Raw genomic sequence first — 25643 nt, forward strand, 5'->3', positions numbered from 1 at the left:
ACATCATGTTAAAATTCATCAAAGGACATATGGAGACCATTGCAGGAATCGAGATCTACCCGATCCTTTCCCTGCTCATCTTCTTCGTCTTCTTCGTGTTGCTTTTCTGGTGGGTATTCACTGCCAGAAAAGACTATATAGAAAGAATGGAACAGATCCCTTTAGAAACTGAAAACGACCAATTAATATGAGACATGCAATCCCGGCCTGGATAAGAATACCGGTTATCTTTTTGATAATCGTCGGCGGAATGGAGTACTTCATTGACTCCGGAGATCAATTCGCCTTCATAGAGTACCCTATGCTTCAATTGGTGCTGTTATTCATTCTGTTGTTGCTGATCTCAGCTGAGATCGTCTTAGCAGCTTTTGAAAACATCCTTTTCAAATCGCTTTCACCCGAAGCCAAGGAAAAATACATGGCTGCGAATGAAAAGCGCATGGAGAAATATGATCTTAAAAAGATCTACAGAAAATTGATGGGAACCCGGCCAATTTCAGAAGAAAGAGACCTGGAACTTGACCACAACTATGACGGGATCAAGGAGCTTGACAACAAGCTTCCGCCATGGTGGCTTTACTCCTTCTATGTTTCGATAGTTTTTGCTGCAGGTTACATGGCCTACTACCACCTACTTGACGGTGACAGCCAGGTGATGGAGTTTGAACAGGAAATGGCTGCTGCGCAGGAAGCTATTAAAGAATATAAAAAGAATGCGCCAGACCTTATCGATGCAGAATCTGTAGTAGCACTTACAGACCCTGCCGAACTGGAAAAAGGAGCATCAATCTACCAGACCAATTGTATGGCGTGCCATGCAGCCGACGGTGGAGGTGGAATCGGACCTAATTTGACCGATGAACACTGGATCCTTGGTGGCGGCATCAAGAACATCTTCCATACGGTAAGTGAAGGTGGCCGCTCCGGAAAAGGAATGGTAGCATGGAAATCTACTTTGAGTCCGACCGAAATCCAGCAGGTATCCAGCTATGTCTTGAGCCTGCAGGGTACCACTCCGGCTAACCCTAAAGAAGCCGAAGGAGACGTCTGGACAGCAGATTCAGAATAATAGATTAGAGAATAGAAGAAAAGTGAGCAACAAGAGCGTAAGTTACCGGGACAGAATAGGCACCATGAACGATGAAGGAAAGCGGGCATGGGTATATCCTAAAAAACCGGCGGGCAACTTTTACAAATACCGCACCTGGTTTACCTGGTTCCTGCTCATTTTTCTTATTGCTTCGCCGTTCATTAGAGTAAACGGCAACCAATTCATGATGTTCAATGTCCTGGGGCGCGAATTCTACATTTTCGGATTTCCGTTCTGGCCCCAGGATTTTTATATAGGCGTCACCGCCATGATCATTGGGGTGCTTTTCGTGACCCTCTTCACCAATGCCTACGGAAGGATCTTCTGCGGATGGATCTGCCCCCAGACTATTTTTATGGAAATGGTCTTTAGAAAAGTAGAGTACTGGATTGAAGGAGACCGCGGTGCCCAGATGAGGCTGGACAAGCAGGAATGGAATGCAGACAAGATCAGGAAAAAAGGCATCAAATGGTTCATCTTCTTTCTGATCTCCTTTGGCATTGCCAATGTATTTCTGGCTTACCTGGTAGGCAGTGACAGGCTGCTGCAGTACATTACCGCGGGACCCATTGAGAACCTGAGCACCTTCACGGCACTCATGATCTTCACCGGGGTCTTCTATTTCATTTTTGCCTGGTTCCGGGAACAGGTGTGCACCATTGCCTGTCCTTACGGAAGGCTGCAAAGTGTGCTGTTAGATAATAGATCTGTCGTGGTGGCCTATAACCATAAGCGGGGCGAGAGGCAACTGGGAAGATCAAAGTTCAAGAAGAATGAGAACCGTGCAGACCTTGGGAAAGGGGATTGTATAGACTGCTCCCAGTGTGTGCAGGTATGCCCTACGGGAATTGACATCAGGAACGGGACGCAGCTGGAGTGTATCAATTGTACGGCCTGCATCGACGCTTGTGACGCCATGATGGAAAAAGTAGATCTGCCAAAAGGGTTGATCGGGTACTATTCCGAAGAAGATATTGAGAATGAGAGAAAATTCACCTTCACTCCCAGGATGAAAGGTTATGCCGCCATACTTTTTGTGCTGGTGGGAATACTTTCAGGCATGCTGTTTCTGCGGAATGATGTGGAGGCCACCATACTCAGGCTGCCGGGCCAGTTATATGAGGCCAAGGAAAATAATATGATCAGCAACGTGTATACTTTCAAGCTGATCAATAAAACAACGGGAAGTTTTGAAAACGTGAGTTTCAGGTTGCTTTCCCATGAAGGAAAAATTGAATCGGTAACCCATCAAAATATAATGGTCCCCGAAAAAGGGCTCGCAGAGGGTACCTTGTTCATAGAGATCAATAAGGCGCTGCTCGATGCCGAAAAGAGCAATGTGGAAATTGGAATTTACAGCGATAACGAATTGATAGAAACCACCAGCACCAATTTTATGGGGCCGCGAAGTTTCAGATAAAAAAATATTGAGATGAAAATAAATTGGGGTGCAGGCATCGTCTTGGCAATAATAGGTTTTGTGAGCTTTATCCTTTTCCTGGTGATCACCATGAGCACAGATAAGGCTTACAGTCATGACCTGGTGACCGAAGAATATTATAAGACAGAGTTGGAGTTCCAGCAGCAGCTGAATAAAGAATCTAACGCCCAACATCTTTCAGAAAATATCAAGATCGAAAAATCATCTGAAGGGCTTATAGTTCATTTTCCTGAAGAACTGGACCCTTCACAAATAAAAGGTAAAATGTTCCTTTACCGGCCGTCAAACAAGCAACTGGACAGTGAGTTTCCTCTTTCATTGTCCTCTCATCAATTGCTCGTACCTGATAACCGCTTGGTGGGCGGCCGCTGGAACATCCTCATTGACTGGACGGCAGGCAATGAAGCTTATTTCTATAAAGAAGAGATCAATTACTAATGCTATTATCGGCCCTCATATTCGGTGTACTGGGAAGCTTCCATTGCGTCGGCATGTGCGGGCCTATAGCTTTTATGCTGCCGGTGAGCAGGGACAACTCTGCTAAAAAATTCCTGCAGATCCTGTTTTACCACACCGGGCGGTTAATGGCCTACGGCCTAATAGGGCTGGCATTTGGAATGCTGGGAAAAAGCCTTAACTTTTTCGGGTTTCAGCAACAACTTTCGATCGCCGCCGGAGTTCTTATGATCGCGGTGATCGTCATTCCTTCCAAAACCTTTGGAAAATATAATTTTTCACGTCCTATATATAAGATAATAGGAAAGGTAAAAACTTCACTTGGCGCTGCCTTGAAAAAGAGAACGGCAGATACTTTTTTCACCATTGGTTTCCTCAACGGGTTTCTTCCCTGCGGCCTGGTGTATATGGCGGCTTTTGGAGCCATCGCCTCGGGCACCATTTTAGAGGGAAGCCTGTACATGATCCTTTTTGGCGCGGGCACTATTCCCTTAATGACCTCCGCGGTCTACTTCAGCGGGATGTTGAGCGGGATAATGAAAAGAAAGGTTCAGAAGGCCATTCCTGTTTTCGTTGTTATAGTAGGGATGCTGTTCATCATTCGCGGAATGGGGCTGAACATTCCTTACCTCTCTCCTGCCCCGGTTACCGAAATGGTTTCAGCCTCAGCTTCCTGCCATTAATTTTCTCTTTTATTTATTCAGAAAATATTTTAATTTGGATGTTTTTGTCCTGATTACCAGCAGGTTTAAGGTTTGACATCCTAAAATTTCTCTAAAATCCTTAGCTGTAAAAGCTTGGAAAATAGAAAATTTGGAATCCATGATGCTCTGAAAACATGAGAATAATCATGCTTTTGAAGTTTCCGCCTCCTCTCAAAATCCCTAAACCCTTTATTTACGGGCCGTTACAGGTTTGTGAAAAAAATCTTAAAAGTAACTAAAAACCCCCGCAAAATTCTGAAGGAAACCTGACCGCGGTCATACTTAAACCTGCATTTATGAGCCAACTTTGTATCAAATAAAAAACAGTAATCATGAACACAACAAAAAACTTTTGGTTAGTACTTGGAAGCTTTCTTGTAATGATTTTTTCAGCCAATACCATCGCGGCTCAATCTTATAATCTTAACAGCGGAGCTTCTAATTTAAAAGTAGAAGGTACTTCAAACATCCACGATTGGGAAATGACCGCAAAGGATTTCCAGGGGACTATGAAGGTAGAGATGGAAGACGGGCAATTGGTGAAGATCGATCAACTGGATTTTGCAGTAGTTGCCGAAAGTCTTAAAAGCGGTAAAGGCGGAATGGACAAGAACGCGTATAAAGCTTTAAACACAGATGATCACAAAAAGATCACTTATAAACTGGAAAAGGTAAACAACATTGACTGTACTTCAAGTTCTTCTTGCAAAGTGACAACCAGCGGATACCTTACCATAGCAGGGACCAGGAAACTTGTAGACATCACCTTTGATGCAAAAGTGAACGGGAACCAGATCACCCTTAGCGGAAGCAAGAAAATCAACATGACCGACTATAAAGTAGACCCTCCAACAGCCATGTTTGGAACAATTACTACCGGAGAGGAAGTCAACATCAAATTTCAAGCGGCTTATTCAAAATAATTCATGAACAAAAACAGAGAAACAATTTAACTATCAACTTTTTACCATTAACAAAATGAAAAACTTAATTAAATATTCCGGAATCGCACTTTTGATGGCCATGGGCTTCCAGGTTCAGGCACAAGAGGTAGAAGTACAAGAAGAAGAACAAACCAAAACCATTTGGGACAGAGAACTTCCTAACTTTAGAGCTCCCGATCAAAGAGGGATCAACGAATTCGAACCTACAAAAGACACTGAAACTTCTTTTGACGGTGTACAGGTGAGAATTGGTGGGGCTTCAACTATCCAGTTCCAGTCTTTAGATCAAGAAAGTGACGCTATTGCACTTCCAGACCTTGAAGGAAACTTTAACCTTCCAACTGCAAACCTTGACCTTGATGTATTGCTTTATGACGGTGTAAGAATGCACTTGAGAACTTATCTTTCTTCTCAACACCACACTGAAGCTTACGTAAAAGGAGGTTACATCCAGATAGACAAGCTTGACTTCATCAGCGAAGGATTTGCTGCCGGACTTATGGATCACATGAGAATTCGTATCGGACACATGGAGAACAACTACGGTGATGCTCACTTTAGAAGAACTGACAACGCGATGGCTCTTTACAACCCATTCGTAGGTAACTACCTAATGGACAGCTTTACTACAGAAGTTGGTGCAGAAGTGTACATGTTCAACGGACCATGGTTAGGTATGGTTGGATTCACAAACGGTAAATTGAACCAGTCTACTTCTGGTGACGGAGAAACCGATCCTTCATTCCTTGCAAAACTTGGATATGACAACCAGTTCTCTGATGATTTCAGATTCAGATTAACAGGATCTCTTTTCTACAGCGGACATAACTACGGACGTGGTAACTACCTTTACACTGGTGACCGTGCAGGTACTCGCTACTACAACGTAATGAACGAAGAAGGTGGAGATTTCAGAGCTGGACGTATCAGCCCATCTTTCAAGAATGAAATGACCTCTTTCATGATCAACCCATTCATCAAGTACGGTGGACTTGAATTCTTCGGAATCATTGAAACCATCTCTGGTCAGAACAAAGACGATAACGACACCAGAACTTACAACCACTATGCAGGTGAACTTATCTACAGATTTGGTGCCGAAGAAGATTTCTACCTAGGAGGTCGTTACAGCACTGTAGACGGAGAACTTGACAGCACTACCGATATCAGCGTAAACCGCTTCCAGCTAGGTGCCGGTTGGTTCATGACCAAAAACATCCTTGCTAAATTAGAGTATGTTACTCAGGATTACAACGATTACCCTGTAGGAAACGTGCTTAATGGAGGAAACTTCAACGGAATTACGCTTGAGGCGGCAATAAGCTTCTAAGATTTCGTTTGAACTTAGCCCGAAAATGGGGGAACAGGGTTCCCCCATTTTTTTTACCTAAATTTATACTCCTATGAAAAAGTTAATGCTAATCGCTCTGTTACTGCTTTCAGGTGCATTGGTCCATGCCCAAAACAACTTTCATGAAAAAAAGGTAACAGTACTGCCCACAAGTCAGCTCTCCATCAACGGAGATACCAACATCAATAAATTCGAGTGTGTCTTTGACACAGAATATTTGAACGAAGGGAAAAAGGTCTATTATTCCAGGAGAGATTCAATAATGAAATTCACGGGAGCCATTCTCGTTCTCAATACCCAGGGTTTTGACTGCGGAAATAAAGGGATCAATCAGGATTTTCATGATCTCATTAAATCTGATGAGTACCCCGAGATCCATTTAGAAATAAACCAGGTAAGGCTTAGAACTTCTGAATTTGGTGTTGCTACCATCTGCATTACCATGGCAGGAAAACAGAAGTACTACGAGGTTCCTATCAATATTAAAGATGGTAAAATTGCCGAATTCCAGGGAGAACTGGAGTTGAACATAAAAGACTTCGGCCTGGAACCTCCCAAGAAATTGTTCGGTATTATTGTGGTAAAAGATGACATAGAGATCAATTTTGATCTGAAGGTTAAAAAATAAAGAAGAGAAAAAAATGGAGATCGTTTCAGCTGCAGAAGCAGTTTCGCATGTAAAGTCGGGTGACAGAGTATTTTTTCAGGGAGCCGCCATGACCCCGAAGGTTCTCATAAATGCCCTGACGGACCGGTATGAAGAACTTGAAGACGTAGAACTGTTTCAGATACACACTGAAGGAAAAGCCAAGTATACAGAGGAGCCTTACAGGAATTCCTTTCGCACCAACAGTTGTTTTGCCTCAGGAAATGTGCGGGATGCGATCAACTCCAGTTATGGCGCTTATATCCCCATCTTTCTTAGCGAGATCCACCTGTTGTTCAGGAAGAACATTCTGCCATTGGATGTGGCTTTCATACAGGTATCCCCGCCAGACAAGCATGGGTACTGTTCTCTTGGAGTTTCTGTAGACATAACTTTGCCGGCCATTCAAACCGCGAAAAAGGTGATCGCGCAGATCAATCCGCAGGTACCAAGGACCCACGGGGACGGAATCATCCACATCAGCAAGATATTTGCCGCTACCCAGGTAGACACTCCTATCCATACGCATGATATGGAAGCTCCTTCAGAAATTGAGCAACAGATAGGGAAACATGTAGCGGGATTGATAGAAGACGGTGCCACCCTGCAAATGGGTATAGGCGGAATACCAAATGTGGTGCTTTCCAACCTTATGAACCACAAGCGTCTGGGAATTCACACCGAAATGTTCTCTGATGGGATCTTGCCGCTGGTAGAAAAAGGTATTATTACCGGAGAGGAAAAAGAGATCAAGACCGGAAAGATCGTTACCTGCTTTGCCCTGGGCTCGCAGAAGCTTTACGATTTTATAGATGACAACCCGCTTATCCATTTCAAGGAAGCAGGATATACAAATGATACGGCCATTATTCGGCAGAACCCAAAGGTCACAGCCATTAACAGTGCCATTGAAATAGACCTTACGGGACAGGTGTGTGCTGATACTATCGGGAATTACCAGTATTCCGGAGTAGGCGGACAAATGGATTTTATACGAGGTGCTTCTCTTTCTGAAGGCGGAAAGGCCATTATTGCCATGCCTTCCATCACCAGTAAAGGGATCTCGAAGATCGTTCCTTACCTTAAAGAAGGTGCCGGAGTGACCACTACACGCGCTCACGTGCATTATATAGCCACAGAATATGGCGTGGTGAACCTTTATGGCAAAAACCTTAAACAACGCGCACAGGCGCTTATATCCATCGCACATCCGGAGCACAGGGAACAGCTGGAAAAAGAAGCCTTTTCCAGGATCAACAAGACACGCTAACCGGCATAAAGATGTCCTAAAACCGGTTTTTCCGGAAGCGATTTTCATTCAAAATTTTTAACTTTAAATCCTGTATTAAATCAGCAGTTATGAAAAGTAGTTTTAATGAGATCATCAAGGACGACAAACCCGTTTTGGTAGATTTCTATGCAGACTGGTGCGGGCCCTGCAAGACGCTGGCGCCAATTCTTCAGGAAACCAAAGCAGAATTGGGTGATGATGTAAAGATCGTAAAGATAGATGTGGACAAGAACCAGGAACTTTCCGAGAAATACCAGGTTCGCGGCGTGCCTACCCTGATCCTTTTCAAGAACGGACAACAACTTTGGAGACAGTCTGGCGTTGTTCAGAAATCTGCACTGGTGCAGTTGTTAAGATCGCACCAATAGTTCTATGATCGACGAAAACCTCCTGCTCGACTTCGGAGCAAAAAAAATATCCTTTTCAAAGGGCGACCAGCTCTTCAGGGAAGGGGAAAGCGCGCTGAACTTTTACCAGGTGGTTTCCGGAGAGATCAAAATGAACAACTACAATGAAGACGGCAAGGAATTCATCCAGGGAATTTTTGCCATGGGCCAGAGTTTTGGCGAACCTCCGCTCCTGGCCAACGTAAAGTATCCGGCGAATGCAGAAGCGATTTCAGATGCTGAAGTTCTCCAGCTGTCAAAAGAGAACTTCTTAAAACTTTTGACCTCCAATCCCGCGGTACACTTAAAGATCACCGAAACCCTGGCAAAAAGGTTATTTTATAAAGCTATTATGGTCTCTGAGATCTCCAGCCAGGAACCCGAACACCGCATTCTACGAATTCTCGATTACCTCAAGAAATATGTGCACAAAGTCGAAGGTAAATTTGCGTACAGGGTAGATCTCACCCGCCAACAACTCGCCGACCTTACCGGCCTTAGGGTGGAAACAGTGATAAGAGCCACCAAATCTCTTGAGAAAAAAGGCGAGGTACAGATCAAAAAACGCAAGCTTTACAGATAAAACTCCTGAAGCTTAATACTTTAAAAAATATAAAGCAGACACAAATGTCTGCTTTTATGATTCAGGTCATATTCTCCCACAGGCTCTCCCTTTAGATTTGTACCATAACTAAAAAACGAGCAAGTTATGAGACTTTACAACAATTTATACAAAGATTTTGAGGAATTATTCGTGGGATATTCGGCTTTGGCCATCATCCTTTCTACCTGTTTAGGAGCCGCATCGGCCATGGTGATCTTGATGAACGGTCATGACCTCCTCCAGATGATACAATTATTTGTTGTGGTGGCAGTGTGCATGATCTACATGGTTACAGTTCTCGCCCAAATGAAAGCGAAATTTGTTTTTAATACCTTAATTTTGAGCCTGGTTGTAAGCAGCGTCCTTCTTCTTGTGAACGTGTGGATGCGTTACTAAAAGCACTCAAATGAAAACCGATATAATGAACAGGGAGGATGTTTTCCTCCTTGTTTCTTCTTTTTATTCCAAAGTAAGGGCAAATCCGGAGATCAGCCACTTCTTCAATGAGACCATTGAAGATTGGCCCTCACATTTGGAAAAACTTACCGACTTCTGGGAAACCAACCTGTTCATGGTGAGCAAATTCCGAGGCAATCCCATGCGGGCGCATAAGGAAGTGGATACCAGGTTCAACAACAGCATTGAACAAAGACATTTTGGAGTATGGCTAAACATGTGGTTTGAGACCATTGATGAACTTTTTGAGGGCGACAGGGCGAACATCGCGAAGAACCGTGCCCGGAATATGGCAGGAAACCTGTTCATGAATATGTATTTAAGCCGCTCTAAAGGCTGATCTTTCAACCTCTATAAATAAAAAAACCGAAGGCTGCCCTTCGGTTTTTTTGTTGGGAAATCGCCAACCCCTCTATACCGTCATTGAGAAGAGTTGAGTTTCCGGCTTGCTTCTTTGCAATAAGAGGTCAAAAGCCATACACACATTGCGTACGAATGGCCTCCCCTCCTCTTTTATGGTAAGTTTTTCGTTCTCAAATGTAATTAGGCCGTCTGCTTCCATTTCTTTCAGGCGGATGAGGACATCAGGTAATTCCGGAAAGTGATCTTTCTCATCGCTCCAGGAAGTTTCCAGATTACACATCAGGTTAAGAATGTGCCTTCTCAGCTTTTCATCTTCTTCTGTAAGAATATGGCCCCTGTAAAGCGGAAGTTCTCCCTTCTCCAGGATCTCGTAATATTCTTCTATGGTCTTTACATTTTGCGCGAAACCAGTCCAGCTGTCACTAATGGCCGAAACCCCCAACCCTATCATCACTTTTGTCTTGGATGAGGTGTAACCCATAAAGTTGCGGTGCATCTTTTTATTTTCAACCGCCCTGTAAAGAGAATCTGTTTTCAGCGCGAAATGGTCCATTCCTATTTCCACGTAACCGGCTTCGGCCAGCATTCTTTTCCCCGTCTCGTACATTTCCCGTTTTACATCGGCCGTTGGCAGGTCCTCTTCTTTAAAGCCGCGCTGTCCGTTCCCTTTTATCCACGGAACATGAGCGTAACTGTAGAAAGCGATCCTGTCCGGCATTAGCTCCTTGGTCTTTTCAATGGTGCTTTTGATATGCTCTACCGTCTGAAATGGCAGCCCGAAGATGATATCATGTCCCACCGAAGTATATCCGATCTCCCTGGCCTGCTCGGTGGCATTCTTTACGTTCACAAATGGCTGAAAACGATGAATGGCCTGCTGCACCACCAAATTGTAGTCCTGCACCCCATAGCTCACCCGGTCAAAACCAAGCTCATACAATGCCTGTAAATGCTCTTTTTTGGTATTGTTGGGATGACCTTCAAAACTGAAGTCAAATTCTTCGGCCTTAATGGCTTTTTCAAAGATCCCGTTAAGCAAAAGTTTGAGGTTTTCCGCAGAAAAGAAAGTGGGGGTTCCCCCGCCCAGGTGGATCTCCCTTATTACTGGTCTGTCTTCCAAAAGCTCCAGGTAAAGGTCCCATTCTTCCAGTACTGCCGCGATGTAGGGCGATTCTACCTCATGGCGTTTGGTGATTCGTTTGTTGCATCCGCAAAAGGTACACAGGCTTTCGCAGAAGGGCAGGTGAAAATACAGGCTTATCCCCTCACTTTCATTGCTCTCCAAAAATGATCTTTTCAGGGTCTTTTTGTACTCCTCAATACTAAAGTTTCCCTGATCCCAATACGGCACGGTAGGATAACTGGTGTATCTTGGCCCGGCCACATTGTACTTGTTAATTAAAAAATTGCTCATTCCTAATAGTTTGTGAGCAAAATTATGGGATGAATTGGTCCTAAAATATGATTCCAATCAGGTAGGCAGGCTTCTTCGGAAAGATTACAACTGACCCAATGCGTCAATAACACCTTTTTTCAATCCTTTCCAGACATAATTCCAGAACGATTTGGTTTTATCCCTGGTGAATTCCACGCTGTGGGTGCGCTGTTCAGAAAGCCCGTCATTATCGACGAATAAATTTGCCAGGGCAGAGAGCAGTTTGTTCTCCTTTCGTCCCTGGTCTTTCATTATATTGATCTTGAACCGGTCATAACTCACCCGAACATCGCCGGTAGCCATCTCTTCATTTCCGGTAAAGGTAAAATAAACCGACTGCAGCTTGCCTTCAGCTTCCATTCCAAGGGAAGGTTTCAGCATAGGATTCAGTAGTTCCCCGGGAACAGTGCCAAATTCCCCGGAAATCAGGAATTTTTCATTGGGATTGGATACATTGAAGGACCAGTCCAGGGTAAGGCTGGTCTCGCCCATAAACAGGGCACTGGCATCTACAGTTGTCCGGGGAAAATCTTCAGTATTGAGGTTTATATTTTGGAGATCCTGCACTGAGCCTTCAATCCCGGTAAAAAACACCTTTACAGGAGGACCGGTTTCATTCAATTTCTCCTCGTAACGAATCTTACTGTTGTTTACCTGTATCTTTTCAAAATCGAATTTTACCGGCGAATTCCTGATCTTTTGGCTGAACAGGGTTTTAGTGCGTTCATCATCAGGAAGAAGCTTGTTGCGGTAAATATCCAGGTCTGCTCCCGTAACGTTTAGCAACGGGTCATAAAGGTGCAGGGTATCATTTTTGAAGTTGAAGTCTAAAGTGTCAAGCGTGATCTGGTTTACCGTTAGGGCAATGCGATCTTTTTCATACGGGATCTGGCGGTCAAACTCATCTCTCTCATAGTAAGGGATTATTCTGAAGTTGCTTATAGAGGTCTTTCCGTTCTGAACTGAAAATTCTTCCGCAGCAATAAAGTGTTGCGGATTCATGCTCACCGCCAGGGAATCGCTTTTTAAGGAGTAGCTTTCATATTTGAAGGGCAGCATGTTGCCTCTGCTTGCTGAGTCTATTTTTATCTGTGATAATTTTAGCTCCGGAAAACTGAAAAAAATCGCATTGCCGGTCGAGTCTTTGTTCTGCAGCCTGAAAGTACCGTCTGTTGCCTGGAAATCCCGGATAAGTATTTCCTTTTTAAAAGCTTTGCCGCTGTCCTGCTGTTTTTCCTTTTTCCGGTTTATGATGATCTCAGGAGAGCGCACTACAATTTGGTCCATTACCAGGCTACCTTCTGTGAGATATTTCCAGTAACTGATACCCAGCACAGAAACTTCGGCAGCCGAAAGAGTACCTTGCCCCTGCTCCATTTGCACCCGCTTCACATGGATGTTTTGCTGAAAAAGGTCTACATCTATTTCCTCATAATCCTGTACAGCTTTACCTATCCTGTCCTTAATCTTTCCGGAAAAATAGAACCCTCCCAAAATGATCAGTAATAGCAGTCCCAGCACACTGCCGGCAATTATAAAAATGGTCTTTTTTCGCATCGATCTCCTTTCTTAATTCAGTATTGAACACAAAGCGTCCCTGTTAAATCTCTGAATTTAATTTTAATCAGATTCCCACAATTCTCCTAATATTTTCACAAACCCCTGATTTACTTGTTAATAGTATACTAATAAACATTTCATTAGAACATTCTTAACAAGCTAAGGCTTAATTTAGGCCATACAATAAGAAAAATTGAACCTTATAACATAACCTCATGACAACATTTCAACCCGCCGAGATCCTGGAAAATTTTAAGAACTTTATTCACAACAGTTGCACCGACTGCAGTGGTTCTAATACAGTTTATAATTCCCTTCACAAGGGGATCATTAAAATGTATTTCCAGGCAAGGAATGTAGAGATCGATTATTTAAATAAAGTGATCAAAGCCGAAATTCCGGTTTCTGACAAAGAATACACCTCTGTGAGCTTTGAATGTCTTGACCTGGAAAGGTTCCTTACTTCATGCATCAAAAAGGATAAAAGAAGCCTGAATTTTTATCAAAGTGCATTGAACTATTACAGCTTTTCCAGAGTAGCGTAGTAAAAGCGTCAGTGGTTATCCCATAATACCCCGAACTTCGGGGTATTTTTATGCTCAAAAAAGAAAGCTCCGGAATGTATCCGGAGCTTTTGGTTTAGTTATGTTATTTAAATCAGTCGCAGCAGGGAAAACGTCAATTTCTTAATTCAGGTATTGCTCCTTACGTAAAAAGGCATCAAGGTTTCCTGCTATCTCATAACATTTGCTCACTTTTTCGGCACCACTGCACGACCTGGAATCCAGGGCATGAGTTTTACAGGTAAATCCAGAAAGGTCCAGGTCTTTGAACTTTGGGTTTATGGCTACACATTGTTCATACAGGCTATTGATGCTTTCATAGTCCTGCGGGTCAATTCCTTTGTTAAGAAGATATCCTTTAAGGAAATTTTCTATAGCAAACTGGGAATTCTTGCATACCAGGTAAGAAACCACGTCCTCCTCTGGTCTGCACAGTTCACTATCGGCCTCCTGAAGCTTTTTTATAGCTTCACTGAATAATCTGATCGCTTTGTTTTCCATGCTTTGATTTTTTAGGTTTAACGGGATCCTTCCCGGCACAGGATGTTCACCTGTGCCCGAAAGGAATTTTTACATGTCTCTGTAAAGTTCTAATCGCTCCCACTTGGAATCCACTTCTTCCTGGGCCTGTTTCAACAGGTTGGCACCCAACTCTGCATTCTCTTTGGCTACCCGGGTAAAGCGGGTCTCGTTGTACATGAACTCCTGAAGCGGTGCTGCAGGCGGCTTGGAATCAAGTTTGAAACGTTTTCCTTTTTCCTTGGAAGGATCAAACCTGAACAGCGGCCAGTAACCGGTCTCCACAGCTTTTTCCTGCTGTTTTGCCCCGTGTTTCAGCTCGTAACCATGCTCCCCGCAGTGAGAGTAAGCGATAATTATTGAAGGTCCCGGATAGGCGGTCGCTTCTTCAATGGCCTTTAGCGTCTGCAGGTCTTTGGCTCCTATCGCCACCTGGGCCACATAAACGTTCTGATAGGAAACTGCCTGTAAAGCGAGGCTCTTCTTAGAGGTTTTCTTTCCGGAAACCGCAAACTTGGCACTTGCTCCCAATGGAGTGGCTTTAGACATCTGACCTCCGGTGTTGGAATATACTTCGGTGTCCATTACCAGGATATTGATGTCTTCGCCTGAAGCGAGAACATGGTCCACACCACCGTAACCAATATCATAGGCCCAGCCGTCTCCTCCCAGTATCCAGACTGCCTTTTTGCGCAGGTACTCTGTTAACTGATTAAGCTTTTTAGCTTCGGGCGTATCGATGCTTGAAAGTATGGTCTTTAAATCCTCTATCTGAGTATGTTTTTCTTTCTTCTGAACTTCGGTCTCTTCAGGATTATTCAGTATAGCCTGCACCAATTGCGATCCTACGAAAGGCTCGAGCGATTTCAACAGGTCAACAGCGATCTCCTGCTTTTTAGTGAGCGCCAGTCTCATACCAAGACCGAATTCAGCGTTGTCCTCAAAGAGGGAATTTGCCCAGGCAGGACCCCTTCCGAATTCATTCTTCTTATATGGAGTGGTAGGAAGGTTACCTCCATAGATCGAAGAACAACCGGTAGCGTTAGCGATCATGATGCTGTCGCCATAAAGCTGGGTAAGCATCTTGATATAAGGGGTTTCCCCACAACCGGAACAGGCCCCCGAGAATTCGAATAACGGCTCAAGGAATTGCGATCCTTTCACATTGGTGATCTGCAGCTCTGTACGGTCGTAATATGGAAGTTTAGTAAAGTAATCCCAGTTGGCATTTTCAGCTTCGGCAACATCCAGTTTTGGTCGCATGTTGATCGCCTTGAAGTTCTCGATCTCCTTGCTCTGGGCCGGACAAACCGCCACGCAAAGGTCACAACCGGTACAATCTTCCGGAGAAACCTGCAGTATATAAGAATCTTCCCCTGTGAACGGCCGTCCCTTGGCGGGAACTGCCTTTAGGGAATCTGGTTTGTCTGAAATATCTACGGAAGGTACCACTTTCGCCCTGATGGCCGCATGCGGACAAATAGCCACACACTTGTTACACTGGGTACAAAGATCTTCGTCTTCCCATACCGGAACGAAATCGGCAATTCCTCGTTTTTCATACTGAGTGGTACCAGTAGGGAAAGTACCATCAATTGGGAATGCACTCACCGGAAGTTCATCTCCTTCCCCGGCAAGTATCTTACCAAGAACTTCTTTCACAAAAGGATCGGCTTCGCCCGTCATCATGGGCTTAAGCCCTTTTTGACTGGTGATCTGTTTTGGATAATCCACTTTTTGAAGGTATTCGAGCGACTTGTCCACAGCGTTAAAGTTCATCTGTACGATCTTCTCTCCTTTATGAGAGTAAGATTTCACGATCGCATCCTTGATCTTCTGAATAGCCTCATCCTTAGGAAGAACACCGGAAATGGCAAAGAAACAGGTTTGCAATACCGTATTGGTCCTTTTACCAAGTTTCGCTTCATGGGCAACTTTGGTCGCGTCTACCACATAGAACTGCAGCTCGTTTTCCACGATCTCTTCCTGCATTTTCTGCGGAAGCATATCCCACACTTCCTCGTTTGAGAAAGGAGAGTTTAAAAGGAAAGTTCCTCCTTTTTTGATCTTTTTGAGGATATCGTATTTCTCGATAAAGTTGAACTGATGGCAGGCGATAAAATCGGCTGTATTGATCAGGTAACTCGAGTATATTGGATTAGGACCAAATCGCAAGTGTGATACGGTCTGCGAACCGGCTTTTTTGGAATCGTATACAAAATACCCCTGTACATAGTTATCGGTAGTTTCTCCAATGATCTTGATGGAGTTCTTGTTCGCGCCCACCGTTCCGTCTGAACCCAGTCCGTAGAAAAGGCAGTTGAATGTGGATTTTTTAGTTTTGAATACAGGATTGTAAAGCAAACTTTTGAAGGTCACATCATCGTTGATACCAATGGTAAAATGGTTCTTTGGCTGCGGTTTCAGCATCTCGTCAAAAATTCCCTTCACCATGGCCGGGTTGAACTCTTTGGAAGAAAGTCCGTAACGCCCGCCAATGATCTGCGGCATTTGCCTTTCGCTTTCAGCAAAAGCGGTGATCACATCCTGGTACAGTGGCTCTCCTGTACTTCCCGGTTCTTTGGTACGGTCAAGAACAGCGATCTTTTTCACGGTTTTTGGCAGCACCTCAATAAAGTCTTTCACAGAGAAAGGACGGAACAAGCGAACGATCAGCACCCCAACTTTTTCATCTGAATTAAGCAGGGTATCTACTGTCTCTCTTACCGCTCCTTCTCCGGAACCCATGATGATCACTACACGCTCGGCTTCAGGATGACCTTCATAATCAAAGAGATTGTAACGACGGCCGGTGTGCTGATAAAATTCATCCATCACCTCCTGTACGATCTTTGGTACCCGCTCGTAGTGAAGATTGGCAGCCTCACGAGCCTGGAAGAAAACATCAGGGTTCTGTGAAGTACCTCTTATTACCGGACTGTCCGGATCTAAAGATCGTTTTTTGTGTTTCATGATCTCCTCTTCGGGCATCATGGCCTTGATGATCTCGTCTGGGATAGCATCTATTTTAGAGATCTCGTGAGAAGTTCTGAAGCCGTCAAAAATGTTCAGGAAAGGAACTCGTGACCTTAGGGTGGCTACCTGAGAGATCAGTGCAAAGTCCATCGCTTCCTGCACCGATCCTCCAAATAACATGGAATAACCCGTTTGACGGGCTGCCATGACATCAGAATGATCTCCAAAAATGGAAAGCGCATGGGTCGCAATGGTACGCGCGGCAACATGAATAACGTTCGGTAAAAGTTCTCCCGCTATTTTATACATGTTAGGGATCATGAGCAGGAGACCCTGGGAAGCAGTAAAGGTGGTGGTAAGGGCACCGGCCTGCAATGAACCGTGCACGGCACCGGCAGCACCCCCTTCGCTCTGCATTTCAACTATTCTGGGAACGTTGTTCCAGATGTTCTTTTTACCTTTTGAACTATAAACATCCACATGTTCTCCCATGGGAGAAGCCGGCGTTATAGGATAAATAGCACACACCTCATTTGTTTTATGTGCCACTCTGGCAACAGCCTCGTTGGCATCACAAATGAGCTTAGGGAATTTTTCAGCCATTTTTTTACATTTTATGAATACATACTAAGCCCCGTGAAGCCATTCTTTCTTTTCAAGCAACTCGGCTTCGGTTTCCTGGTAATCTTCCCGCGGATGGATACAATCTACAGGACAGACAGAAATGCACTGAGGCTCATCATGGAATCCTTTACATTCGGTACACTTATCGGCAACGATGAAGTAGAATTCATCCGAAAGCGGTTCGTTCTCTGCGTCGGCATCCACTTCTTTACCACCTGGGGTGGTCACTGTTCCGCTAAGGGTTGTTTCGTCTGAATATGACCATTCTTGATCTGGTTCATAAATCGCGTTGTTGGGGCATTCTGAGATACAGGCATCACAGTTGATGCATTCATCGTTTATAAAAAGAGCCATAATCTTAATTTTTAATTATTAGTAAAATTTTTCTATAAAAGTATTTGAGGCATACCTGGTTTAACATGACCGCTATCATATTTTCTTTTATGAAGAATTATTCTTAATAACCTTATTCCGAAGCCAATATGATCTACATCATATTTAATACCTGAGAGTCCTTTTACATTTACCCGAAGATCCAATGCTATCGGTAAATACTGATGGTTTCTAAAACCTTAAATATGATCACAGAAAAAATGAATCAAGCCGAATCCCTGGATGCAGTGGTAATTCGCTTTGTGGGCGATTCTGGTGACGGAATGCAGTTGACCGGGACTCAGTTCTCAGACACTTCTGCCATGTTCGGGAATGATGTGGCCACTTTTCCAAATTATCCATCCGAAATTCGGGCCCCTCAGGGAAGCCTTTACGGGGTTTCAGGATTTCAGGTTCATATTGGAAGTGTAGAGGTAAGCACTCCCGGCGACAACCTTGACCTGCTGGTCGCCATGAACCCTGCCGGGCTCAAGACCAACCTTTATGCTGTAAAACCGGGACAGACCATTATTGTAGATGTAGATTCTTTTACCAAAAAGAACCTGGAAAAGGCACAATATGAGACCAATCCCTTACACGATGGCAGCCTCGAAAACTACCGCGTGGTCGAGGTGCCGATGACCTCATTAACCAAAGAGGCCTTGAAAGACATTGAAGGATTAGACAATAAAAGCATTACCCGCAGCAAGAACATGTTCGCGCTGGGAATGGTGTACTGGTTGTATGACCGCTCGCCGGAGCATACCATAGAATTCTTCCACAAAAAATTCAGGAACAAGCCTCATTTAATAGAGGCCAATACCAAGGTGCTCAATGCCGGATTCTTTTATGCTGAAACCATCGAATTGATCCCCAACTCCTATAGTATATCTCCGGCTAAAATGGCAGGTGGTACTTACAGGATCATTATGGGAAATACTGCTACCGCATGGGGATTTTTAGCAGCCGCTGAAAAATCTGGCCTGGAATTGTTCTTAGGATCATACCCTATCACGCCGGCCACCGATATTTTGCACGAGCTGGTAAAACACAAACATTTTGGAGTGAAGGCTTTCCAGGCCGAAGATGAGATCGCGGGCATAAGCTCGGCGATCGGAGCTTCATTTGCCGGAGATCTTGCCATCACTACTACCTCTGGCCCCGGACTTGCTTTAAAAGGAGAAGCCCTTGGACTTGCGATGATGATAGAACTTCCGTTGGTTGTGGTAAACGTACAGCGAGGTGGCCCTTCTACAGGATTGCCCACCAAGACCGAACAATCTGACCTGCTGCAGGCTATGTACGGCCGTAACGGGGAGAGTCCGGTTATCGTGCTCGCTGCCAGCACTCCCGCAAACTGTTTCACCTATGCCTACCAGGCAGCGAAATTGGCCCTGGAGCACATGACTCCGGTGGTACTTTTAACAGACGGTTATATCGCTAACGGCTCGGCGCCGTGGAAAATAAAAAAACTGGAAGAGCTTCCCGAGATCAAGAACCACATTGTCAAAGAAGCCAAAGAGAACTGGCATCCATATGACAGGGATGAAGAAACCCTGGCCAGGAATTGGGCCATTCCGGGAACACCGGGACTGGAGCACAGGGTTGGAGGTCTTGAAAAAGACAGAATAACCGGAGATGTTTCTCACGTGCCCGAGAACCACGAGATCATGACCCACACCCGCGCAGAAAAAGTGAAGAGGGTGCAAAATTACATTCCTGAAGTGGTTCCGGAATTCGCCGAAGAAGGTGACCTGCTGGTCATTGGCTGGGGAGGAACTTACGGTTCCCTGCACTCGGCTGTGAAGCAGTTAAATTCTGAAGGATATAAGAACATCGGATTTGCACACTTCAACTATATCAATCCGCTTCCGAAGAATACGGGAGAGCTATTGAAAAAGTTCAAAAAGATCGTGGTCTGCGAACTTAACAACGGACAGTTCGTCAATGTGTTGAGAATGCACTTCAACCAGGACTTCCTTCAGCATAACAAGATCCAGGGCTTGCCTTTCGCAAACTCTGAACTTATCGAAAAATTCAAACAACTGGTAAAATAACTATGGAAACAACAATTCAAAAAAAGTACACGTACAAGGATTTTGGCAATGACCAGGAAGTAAGATGGTGTCCGGGTTGTGACGACTATGTTATTTTACGTTCTGTACAAAAAGCACTGCCCGAGATGGGCGTGAAAAAAGAGGATGTGGTATTCATTTCCGGGATAGGCTGCTCTTCCCGCTTTCCATACTACATGGGAACTTACGGAATGCACGGAATCCATGGAAGGGCTCCGGCGATCGCTTCGGGAGTGAAACTTGCGAATCCCGACCTTAGCGTGTGGGTGATCACCGGAGATGGCGACAGTATGGCCATTGGCGGTAACCACTTCATCCACGTGCTAAGAAGAAATATTGACCTCAACATCATTCTTTTCAACAATGAAATTTACGGACTCACTAAGGGACAATTTTCCCCTACATCCCTGGTGGGCCAAAAAACCAAATCCTCTCCTTTTGGAAATACCCAGCCACCGTTCTCTCCCGGAGAACTGGCCATTGGTGCACAGGCAAGATTCTTTGCCAGGATAGGCGGGAACGCCCCAAAAGAGATGAGCGACATTTTTGTGGAAGCCGAAAAGTTCAAGGGAACATCACTTATAGAAGTACTCCAGAACTGCGTGATCTTCAATGACGGCTGTTATGTAAAATACACAGACAAGACCGTAAGGGAAGACAAACAGCTATTCGTAGAGCACGGCAAACCTATGATCTTCGGAAAAGACAAGAACAAAGGCCTTGTCCTTAAAGGGCTGAAACTGGAAACTGTGACCATTGGTGAAAATGGCATTACAGAAGACGATATCCTGGTACACGATGCGAAGGAAAAAGATCCTACCATGCACCAGATGCTGGTACGGTTGGAATATCCTTTAGTGACCGGAATTATCAGAAGTTTTGAAGATGTGACCCTGGAAGAAAGAGAAAATGCGCTTACTGAACAGATCAAAGCAAAGTCTGATTTCAAAGTGACCAATGACCTCTTCTTTTCGGGAGAAACTTACCAGGTAAAATAGCGGGAATCCTGATCATGATCAGTTCCTGCCTGCAGGGAAACTGTTAATTTTATTAACATAAAAAAGCGATGAAAAAATGGGATCAGAAGCGATAATCGTGTTCTTTCTTGCCGGGGTGGTTTTGGTTGCCGGCGCAAATTTTCTTTCGAACTTAATCTCTCCAAAGTCAGATAACCCCCAAAAAAGGGAGCCTTACGAAAGTGGAATGACCACCATAGGTCCAACCTGGGTGCAGTTCAAGGTTGGCTATTACCTGTTCGCCATCCTCTTCCTCATCTTTGATGTGGAAGTCGCTTTCCTGGTGCCCTGGGCAGTGGTCTTTGGAGAAATGGGCTCTATCGCCCTGGTTGAAATACTCATCTTCCTGTTCATTTTAGGCTTAGGCCTGGCATATGCATGGAAAAAAGGCGCATTAAAATGGGAATAGTAAATAGCAAAACTGCTTCAACAGCAGGAAATATACCCGAAGATTTTCCGGGAAAAGTGATCCCGGCCGGCAACGGTGCCAATATCGTGGTCACTTCGCTTGACAAGATCATCAACTGGGGGCGTGCCAACTCGCTGTGGTCTCTTTACTTCGGAACAAGCTGCTGCGCGATCGAAATGATGCAGACCGGCGCAGCACGTCATGATTACTCCCGCTTTGGTTTTGAAGTCGCGCGGCCTTCCCCCAGGCAGGCAGACCTCATCATTATCGCGGGAACAATCACGACCAAAATGGCTCCGGTACTAAGAAGATTATACGACCAGATGGCCGAGCCAAAGTATGTGATCGCTATGGGCGCCTGCGCAATTTCCGGAGGGCCTTTCTTTTACAACTCCTATTCCGTAGTAAAAGGCGCAGATCACGTGATCCCCGTAGATGTTTACGTGCCCGGTTGCCCGCCGCGACCCGAAGCTTTGCTTGAAGGTATGATCATGCTGCAAAAGAAGATCATGAACGAAAGCCGCACCAAACAAAAGAATCCTATTGAAGGATTCGATGAAGGAATTTAATAAAGGTGCTATGACAAACGAAGCCCTACAAACGACGATAGAAAGCTGGTTTCCCGACCCTGAATTCAGTCAACCGCAGTTTTCTGAAGAAGGTTCACAGTTCCTTAATGTAAGTGTTGAGGCCGACCAACTTCACGAACTCATGCAATTGCTAAAACACAACCCCGACACACACTTTGATTATCTCTTTTGCCTCACCGGGGTTGACTACGGCAAGGAATTGGGCGTGGTTTACCACCTGGAGTCCACCATACACCGCCACATCCTGGTCGTGAAGGTACAGACGAAGGACCGCGAAAACCCAATTTTTGACTCTGTTCAGGACTTATGGGCAACGGCCAATTTCCACGAACGGGAGGTGCACGATTTCTTCGGAATAAAATTCAGGAACCATCCCAACATGAAAAGATTGTTCCTTTCTGAAGACTGGGAAGGTTTCCCGCTTCGGAAAGATTACGAAGACGAGATCAACATGGTGGTCAAATAGCAGAATTATGGAAACAGCTACACTAAATAATACCTCTCCAAAAAGCAACTTCAAATCTGAAGAATACTTCATCAACATGGGGCCGCAACACCCGGCGACTCACGGAGTTCTAAGGTTGTTGCTGACCATAGACGGAGAGATCATCAAAAAAGTGGAACCCGATCTTGGTTACATTCACCGTTCCATAGAAAAGATGTGCGAAAAGGACAGCTATCAGCAGATCGTTCACCTTACTGACAGGATGGATTATCTCTCCTCGCACATCAACAACGAAGCGGTTTGCCTGGCAGTAGAGAATGCCCTGGAACTTGAAGTACCGGAAAGGGTACAAGTAATAAGGACCATTCTGGGAGAACTTACCCGTCTTTCTTCACATATGCTGTGGTGGGGCGTGATGGGAATGGATGTGGGAGCATTGACCACCTATTTTTATGGCTTCAGGGACCGCGAGATGATCAATGATATCTTCGAGGAAACCTGTGGTGCCAGGCTTACCATGAATTATAATATTCCTGGCGGGCTTATGCACGACATCCACCCGAATTTCGTCAAAAGAGTAAAAGAGTTCATTGCTCACTTCAAGACCAAACTTCCGGAATATGACCGGTTGCTTACAGGGAACGTCATCTTTCAAAAAAGGACAAAAGGAGTGGGAATTCTCTCAAAAGAAGACGCCATCAATTTTGGAGCTTCCGGGCCGGTTGCCCGCGCTTCAGGTTACTCCTGTGATGTAAGGAAATATCATCCTTACAGTGCCCTTGATAAAGTAAACTTCAAGGAAGCTCTTGATACGGCCGGCGATTCCTTCGCTCGCTACACCGTAAGGATCCGGGAAATGTGGGAGTCCCTTTCGATCATAGAACAATTGATAGACAACATTCCTGAAGGAGAGCATAAAGTAGCCACGAATGCCGTGATCAAATTGCCGAAAGGAGATTTTTACCAGAAGGTGGAAACCGCGAGGGGGGAATTGGGCGTGTACATCATAAGCACCGGCACCAAGAACCCGCACCGTGTAAAATTCAGAAGCCCCGGGCTTTCCAACCTTTCGCTGTTGAACCACATCGCCGTTGGCGGCAAGATAGGAGACCTGGTGGCAACCATGGCTACCATTGATATTGTTGTACCCGATATTGACCGATAAATAGTAAAAAATGAAGATCTTAAGCATCAACGAGTGGTTGCTCAGTTTTATGCCGGCAGGCGCAGCAAGTATCACCGAAATGGTACTTATAGCCCTTATTTACCTCACCGTTTTCGCAGTATTGGGATTATACCTGGTGCTGCTGGAAAGAAAAGTGGCTGCATGGTTCCAGTTAAGGCTGGGCCCTAACCGGGTGGGCTACAAAGGGATGTTTCAGACGCTGGCCGATGCCCTCAAACTGGTTTCCAAGGAATTGACAGGCACGGTGAAGGCAGATAAGTTCCTGTACAATCTCGCACCTTATTTTGTGATCATAACGGCCCTAATGGCCCTTTCGGTCTTTCCTTTTACCGAAAATCTGCAGGCCTTCGACATTAACATCGGTTTGTTCTTTTTGATCGCGATCTCCTCAATTGGGGTTATCGGGATCCTGTTAGGCGGCTGGGGTAGCAATAATAAATTCGCCCTTATCGGCGCAATGCGAAGCGGGGTACAGACCATCAGTTATGAACTTTCTGTAGGATTGTCGTTGTTGACCATGGTAATCCTTACCGGAAGCCTTCAGCTTTCAGAAATAATTGAAGTCCAGAAAAACGGTTGGCTTATTGTGCAGGGGCATATTCCGGCCATGATCGCCTTTATGATCTACATGATCTCGGGAACTGCCGAAACCAACCGGGCCCCTTTTGATATGGTGGAAGCAGAATCTGAACTTGGAGCGGGATACCATACTGAATATTCGGGAATGAAATTCGCCTACTTCTTTTTAGCCGAATTCATCAACATGTTCATCATCGCGGCCATCGCAACCACAGTTTTCTTTGGTGGTTGGCTCTCTCCCTTCGGGATCACCGAATCCATACCGTTCATGGGCATCTTCTGGTTCCTGGCAAAAACCTTTGTACTGGTGTTTCTTATGATGTGGTTCAGGTGGACCTTCCCCAGGCTTCGGGTAGACCAGTTGCTTACCCTGGAGTGGAAGTACCTGCTCCCCATTAACCTGGTGAACCTGGTTTTAATGGCAGTGATCGTATGGTTAAATATCACAATTCAATTCTAAGACGATGAGTTACTTTTCAGAAATATATGACGGAATAAAGACCCTGCTCACAGGCATGAGCGTGACGGGAAAATATTTCCTCAACTCAAGAAAAGGGGCTATAACCCAACAGTACCCCGACAATCGGGACACGCTCCAAATGTTCGATCGTTTCCGCGGAGAAGTGGTAATGCCACACGATGAGAACAACGAACACAGCTGTACCGGCTGTCAAAAATGTGAACTGGCCTGTCCTAACGGAAGTATCGAGATCATTTGGGACAGAGTTGTAGACGAGGAGACCGGAAAAAAGAAAAAGATCATAGATCAACATATCTATCACCTGGGCATGTGTACCCAGTGCGGACTTTGTGTGGACGCCTGTCCTTCAGATGCCATAAAATGGGCACAGAACTTTGAAAATTCTGTTTACGACAGGACCCAGCTTACCCGAGTGTTGAACAAACCCGGTTCTAAAGTAAGAGCCGGTGTAGAAGAATAAGTCATGGAAAAAGTCATTTTTTACCTTCTTGCTATAATAATGGTCGCTTCTGCAATTGCGTCAGTGAGCAGCCGAAGAATGTTGCGTTCTGTTGTGTATCTGTTATTTGTGCTGATAGGGGCCGCCGGGTTGTATTTTTTGATGGACTATAATTTCCTGGCGGCCATTCAGCTAACGGTATATGCGGGAGGCATCGTGGTACTGATCATCTTTTCGGTACTCCTCATTCAGCATATAGAAATGGAACTGGAGATAGCCAAATCCTCACGGCGCTGGTTCTCAGCCCTGCTTTGCCTTATGGGGCTCAGCATCTTTCTGGGTACTATTTACTCTCATCCTTTTGCCGTTGCTGAAACTACTTCTACCACTACCGTTGCCGAAATCGGCAGAGCCTTATTAAGCTTTGAAAAAGGTGGTTTCATCTTACCTTTTGAAGTCATAAGTATCCTGCTGCTGGCAGCAATGATAGGAGCCATCACTATTGCCAAAGGAGGTAAAGAGATAAAGCAGGAAGTTCCGGAAAGCCTGGATATCGATAAGATCCTGCAGGATGCAAAACAGCAGGCGGAAGAGAAAGTAATGGAGCTGGAATCTTCAACTAAAAATTAAAGACAAAAACGG

28 protein-coding genes are annotated in these 25643 nt (G+C 44.9%); 23 read left to right on the plus strand and 5 right to left on the minus strand.

Annotation, left to right across the window (positions count from 1 at the left end):
* Positions 1 to 5: 5 nt before the first annotated feature.
* From BLS64_RS00650 to BLS64_RS00710, 13 genes are all read left to right on the plus strand, one after another.
* Positions 6 to 191, plus strand: a complete 186-nt coding sequence (locus tag BLS64_RS00650; RefSeq protein ID WP_093110729.1) for a CcoQ/FixQ family Cbb3-type cytochrome c oxidase assembly chaperone — start codon at positions 6 to 8, stop codon at positions 189 to 191.
* Entirely contained in the window at positions 188 to 1069 is an 882-nt protein-coding gene (locus BLS64_RS00655; protein ID WP_093110731.1) for a cbb3-type cytochrome c oxidase N-terminal domain-containing protein, read from the plus strand. The genes BLS64_RS00650 and BLS64_RS00655 overlap by 4 nt, the downstream gene beginning before the upstream one ends.
* 64 nt (positions 1070 to 1133) lie before the next feature.
* Positions 1134 to 2510, plus strand: a complete 1377-nt coding sequence (gene ccoG / locus BLS64_RS00660) for a cytochrome c oxidase accessory protein CcoG (RefSeq protein ID WP_093110733.1) — start codon at positions 1134 to 1136, stop codon at positions 2508 to 2510.
* 12 nt (positions 2511 to 2522) lie between these two features.
* The gene (locus BLS64_RS00665) at positions 2523 to 2969 is read left to right on the plus strand and encodes a FixH family protein (RefSeq protein WP_093110735.1); all 447 of its coding nucleotides are present in this window, start codon (positions 2523 to 2525) and stop codon (positions 2967 to 2969) included.
* Positions 2969 to 3670: a sulfite exporter TauE/SafE family protein gene (locus tag BLS64_RS00670; RefSeq protein WP_093110737.1), complete on the plus strand. Its 702-nt coding sequence runs from the start codon at positions 2969 to 2971 to the stop codon at positions 3668 to 3670. Before BLS64_RS00665 ends, BLS64_RS00670 begins: the two co-directional genes overlap by 1 nt.
* Positions 3671 to 4023: 353 nt before the next feature.
* Positions 4024 to 4614: a YceI family protein gene (locus BLS64_RS00675; protein WP_093110739.1), complete on the plus strand. Its 591-nt coding sequence runs from the start codon at positions 4024 to 4026 to the stop codon at positions 4612 to 4614.
* A 55-nt stretch (positions 4615 to 4669) separates the two neighbouring features.
* The gene (locus BLS64_RS00680) at positions 4670 to 5965 is read left to right on the plus strand and encodes a porin family protein (protein ID WP_093110741.1); all 1296 of its coding nucleotides are present in this window, start codon (positions 4670 to 4672) and stop codon (positions 5963 to 5965) included.
* Between the two features lie 73 nt (positions 5966 to 6038).
* Entirely contained in the window at positions 6039 to 6614 is a 576-nt protein-coding gene (locus BLS64_RS00685; RefSeq protein ID WP_093110743.1) for a YceI family protein, read from the plus strand.
* 13 nt (positions 6615 to 6627) lie between these two features.
* A complete protein-coding gene (locus BLS64_RS00690; RefSeq protein WP_093110745.1) occupies positions 6628 to 7902 on the plus strand; it encodes an acetyl-CoA hydrolase/transferase family protein in 1275 nt (424 codons plus the stop codon).
* An 89-nt stretch (positions 7903 to 7991) separates the two neighbouring features.
* Positions 7992 to 8291: a thioredoxin gene (gene trxA, locus BLS64_RS00695; RefSeq protein ID WP_093110747.1), complete on the plus strand. Its 300-nt coding sequence runs from the start codon at positions 7992 to 7994 to the stop codon at positions 8289 to 8291.
* 4 nt (positions 8292 to 8295) lie between these two features.
* Complete coding sequence (locus BLS64_RS00700) at positions 8296 to 8892, plus strand: Crp/Fnr family transcriptional regulator (protein ID WP_093110749.1); 597 nt, start codon at positions 8296 to 8298, stop codon at positions 8890 to 8892.
* A 126-nt stretch (positions 8893 to 9018) separates the two neighbouring features.
* Positions 9019 to 9309, plus strand: coding sequence for a hypothetical protein (locus BLS64_RS00705; protein ID WP_093110751.1), 291 nt, complete (start codon positions 9019 to 9021; stop codon positions 9307 to 9309).
* Between the two features lie 10 nt (positions 9310 to 9319).
* Positions 9320 to 9709, plus strand: a complete 390-nt coding sequence (locus BLS64_RS00710; RefSeq protein ID WP_093110753.1) for a group III truncated hemoglobin — start codon at positions 9320 to 9322, stop codon at positions 9707 to 9709.
* A 72-nt stretch (positions 9710 to 9781) separates the two neighbouring features.
* On the opposite strand, the gene hemN is transcribed toward BLS64_RS00710, so the two are convergent.
* Together hemN and BLS64_RS00720 are read right to left on the minus strand one after the other, a co-directional pair.
* On the minus strand, positions 9782 to 11146 hold the full coding sequence (hemN, locus tag BLS64_RS00715) for an oxygen-independent coproporphyrinogen III oxidase (RefSeq protein WP_093110755.1): 1365 nt from the start codon (positions 11144 to 11146) through the stop codon (positions 9782 to 9784).
* Between the two features lie 84 nt (positions 11147 to 11230).
* Positions 11231 to 12724: a hypothetical protein gene (locus BLS64_RS00720; RefSeq protein WP_093110757.1), complete on the minus strand. Its 1494-nt coding sequence runs from the start codon at positions 12722 to 12724 to the stop codon at positions 11231 to 11233.
* A gap of 218 nt (positions 12725 to 12942) precedes the next feature.
* Here BLS64_RS00720 and BLS64_RS00725 point away from each other — a divergent pair, with 218 nt between their 5' ends.
* Entirely contained in the window at positions 12943 to 13272 is a 330-nt protein-coding gene (locus BLS64_RS00725; RefSeq protein ID WP_093110759.1) for a hypothetical protein, read from the plus strand.
* A 141-nt stretch (positions 13273 to 13413) separates the two neighbouring features.
* Here BLS64_RS00725 and BLS64_RS00730 read toward each other — a convergent pair whose 3' ends face one another.
* The 3 genes from BLS64_RS00730 to BLS64_RS00740 form a co-directional block, all read right to left on the minus strand.
* Entirely contained in the window at positions 13414 to 13791 is a 378-nt protein-coding gene (locus BLS64_RS00730; protein WP_093112201.1) for a HEPN domain-containing protein, read from the minus strand.
* 69 nt (positions 13792 to 13860) lie between these two features.
* On the minus strand, positions 13861 to 17388 hold the full coding sequence (gene nifJ / locus BLS64_RS00735; RefSeq protein WP_093110761.1) for a pyruvate:ferredoxin (flavodoxin) oxidoreductase: 3528 nt from the start codon (positions 17386 to 17388) through the stop codon (positions 13861 to 13863).
* Between the two features lie 24 nt (positions 17389 to 17412).
* Positions 17413 to 17763 carry a 4Fe-4S binding protein gene (locus tag BLS64_RS00740; RefSeq protein ID WP_093110763.1) on the minus strand — a complete coding sequence of 117 codons (351 nt, stop codon included), beginning with the start codon at positions 17761 to 17763 and terminating at the stop codon, positions 17413 to 17415.
* Positions 17764 to 17987: 224 nt separating this feature from the next.
* Between BLS64_RS00740 and BLS64_RS00745 the strand changes: the two genes are divergently transcribed.
* The 9 genes from BLS64_RS00745 (at position 17988) to BLS64_RS00785 (ending at position 25631) form a co-directional block, all read left to right on the plus strand.
* A complete protein-coding gene (locus tag BLS64_RS00745) occupies positions 17988 to 19838 on the plus strand; it encodes a 2-oxoacid:acceptor oxidoreductase subunit alpha (RefSeq protein ID WP_218124588.1) in 1851 nt (616 codons plus the stop codon).
* A gap of 2 nt (positions 19839 to 19840) precedes the next feature.
* Positions 19841 to 20854, plus strand: coding sequence for a 2-oxoacid:ferredoxin oxidoreductase subunit beta (locus BLS64_RS00750; RefSeq protein ID WP_093110765.1), 1014 nt, complete (start codon positions 19841 to 19843; stop codon positions 20852 to 20854).
* Positions 20855 to 20930: 76 nt separating this feature from the next.
* Positions 20931 to 21281 (plus strand): NADH-quinone oxidoreductase subunit A, encoded by a 351-nt coding sequence (locus BLS64_RS00755; RefSeq protein ID WP_093110767.1) that lies wholly within the window; start codon positions 20931 to 20933, stop codon positions 21279 to 21281.
* On the plus strand, positions 21272 to 21850 hold the full coding sequence (locus BLS64_RS00760; RefSeq protein WP_093112205.1) for an NADH-quinone oxidoreductase subunit B: 579 nt from the start codon (positions 21272 to 21274) through the stop codon (positions 21848 to 21850). Before BLS64_RS00755 ends, BLS64_RS00760 begins: the two co-directional genes overlap by 10 nt.
* A 10-nt stretch (positions 21851 to 21860) precedes the next feature.
* Positions 21861 to 22337, plus strand: coding sequence for an NADH-quinone oxidoreductase subunit C (locus tag BLS64_RS00765; RefSeq protein WP_093112207.1), 477 nt, complete (start codon positions 21861 to 21863; stop codon positions 22335 to 22337).
* Between the two features lie 7 nt (positions 22338 to 22344).
* The gene (locus BLS64_RS00770) at positions 22345 to 23481 is read left to right on the plus strand and encodes an NADH-quinone oxidoreductase subunit D (protein ID WP_093110769.1); all 1137 of its coding nucleotides are present in this window, start codon (positions 22345 to 22347) and stop codon (positions 23479 to 23481) included.
* 10 nt (positions 23482 to 23491) lie between these two features.
* Positions 23492 to 24541 carry an NADH-quinone oxidoreductase subunit NuoH gene (nuoH, locus tag BLS64_RS00775; protein ID WP_093110771.1) on the plus strand — a complete coding sequence of 350 codons (1050 nt, stop codon included), beginning with the start codon at positions 23492 to 23494 and terminating at the stop codon, positions 24539 to 24541.
* Positions 24542 to 24545: 4 nt separating this feature from the next.
* A complete protein-coding gene (locus tag BLS64_RS00780) occupies positions 24546 to 25022 on the plus strand; it encodes a 4Fe-4S dicluster domain-containing protein (RefSeq protein WP_093110773.1) in 477 nt (158 codons plus the stop codon).
* Between the two features lie 3 nt (positions 25023 to 25025).
* The gene (locus BLS64_RS00785) at positions 25026 to 25631 is read left to right on the plus strand and encodes an NADH-quinone oxidoreductase subunit J family protein (RefSeq protein ID WP_093110775.1); all 606 of its coding nucleotides are present in this window, start codon (positions 25026 to 25028) and stop codon (positions 25629 to 25631) included.
* Positions 25632 to 25643: the final 12 nt, after the last annotated feature.

It is taken from the genome of Salinimicrobium catena (assembly GCF_900102915.1).
Taxonomy (GTDB): Bacteria; Bacteroidota; Bacteroidia; order Flavobacteriales; family Flavobacteriaceae; genus Salinimicrobium; species Salinimicrobium catena.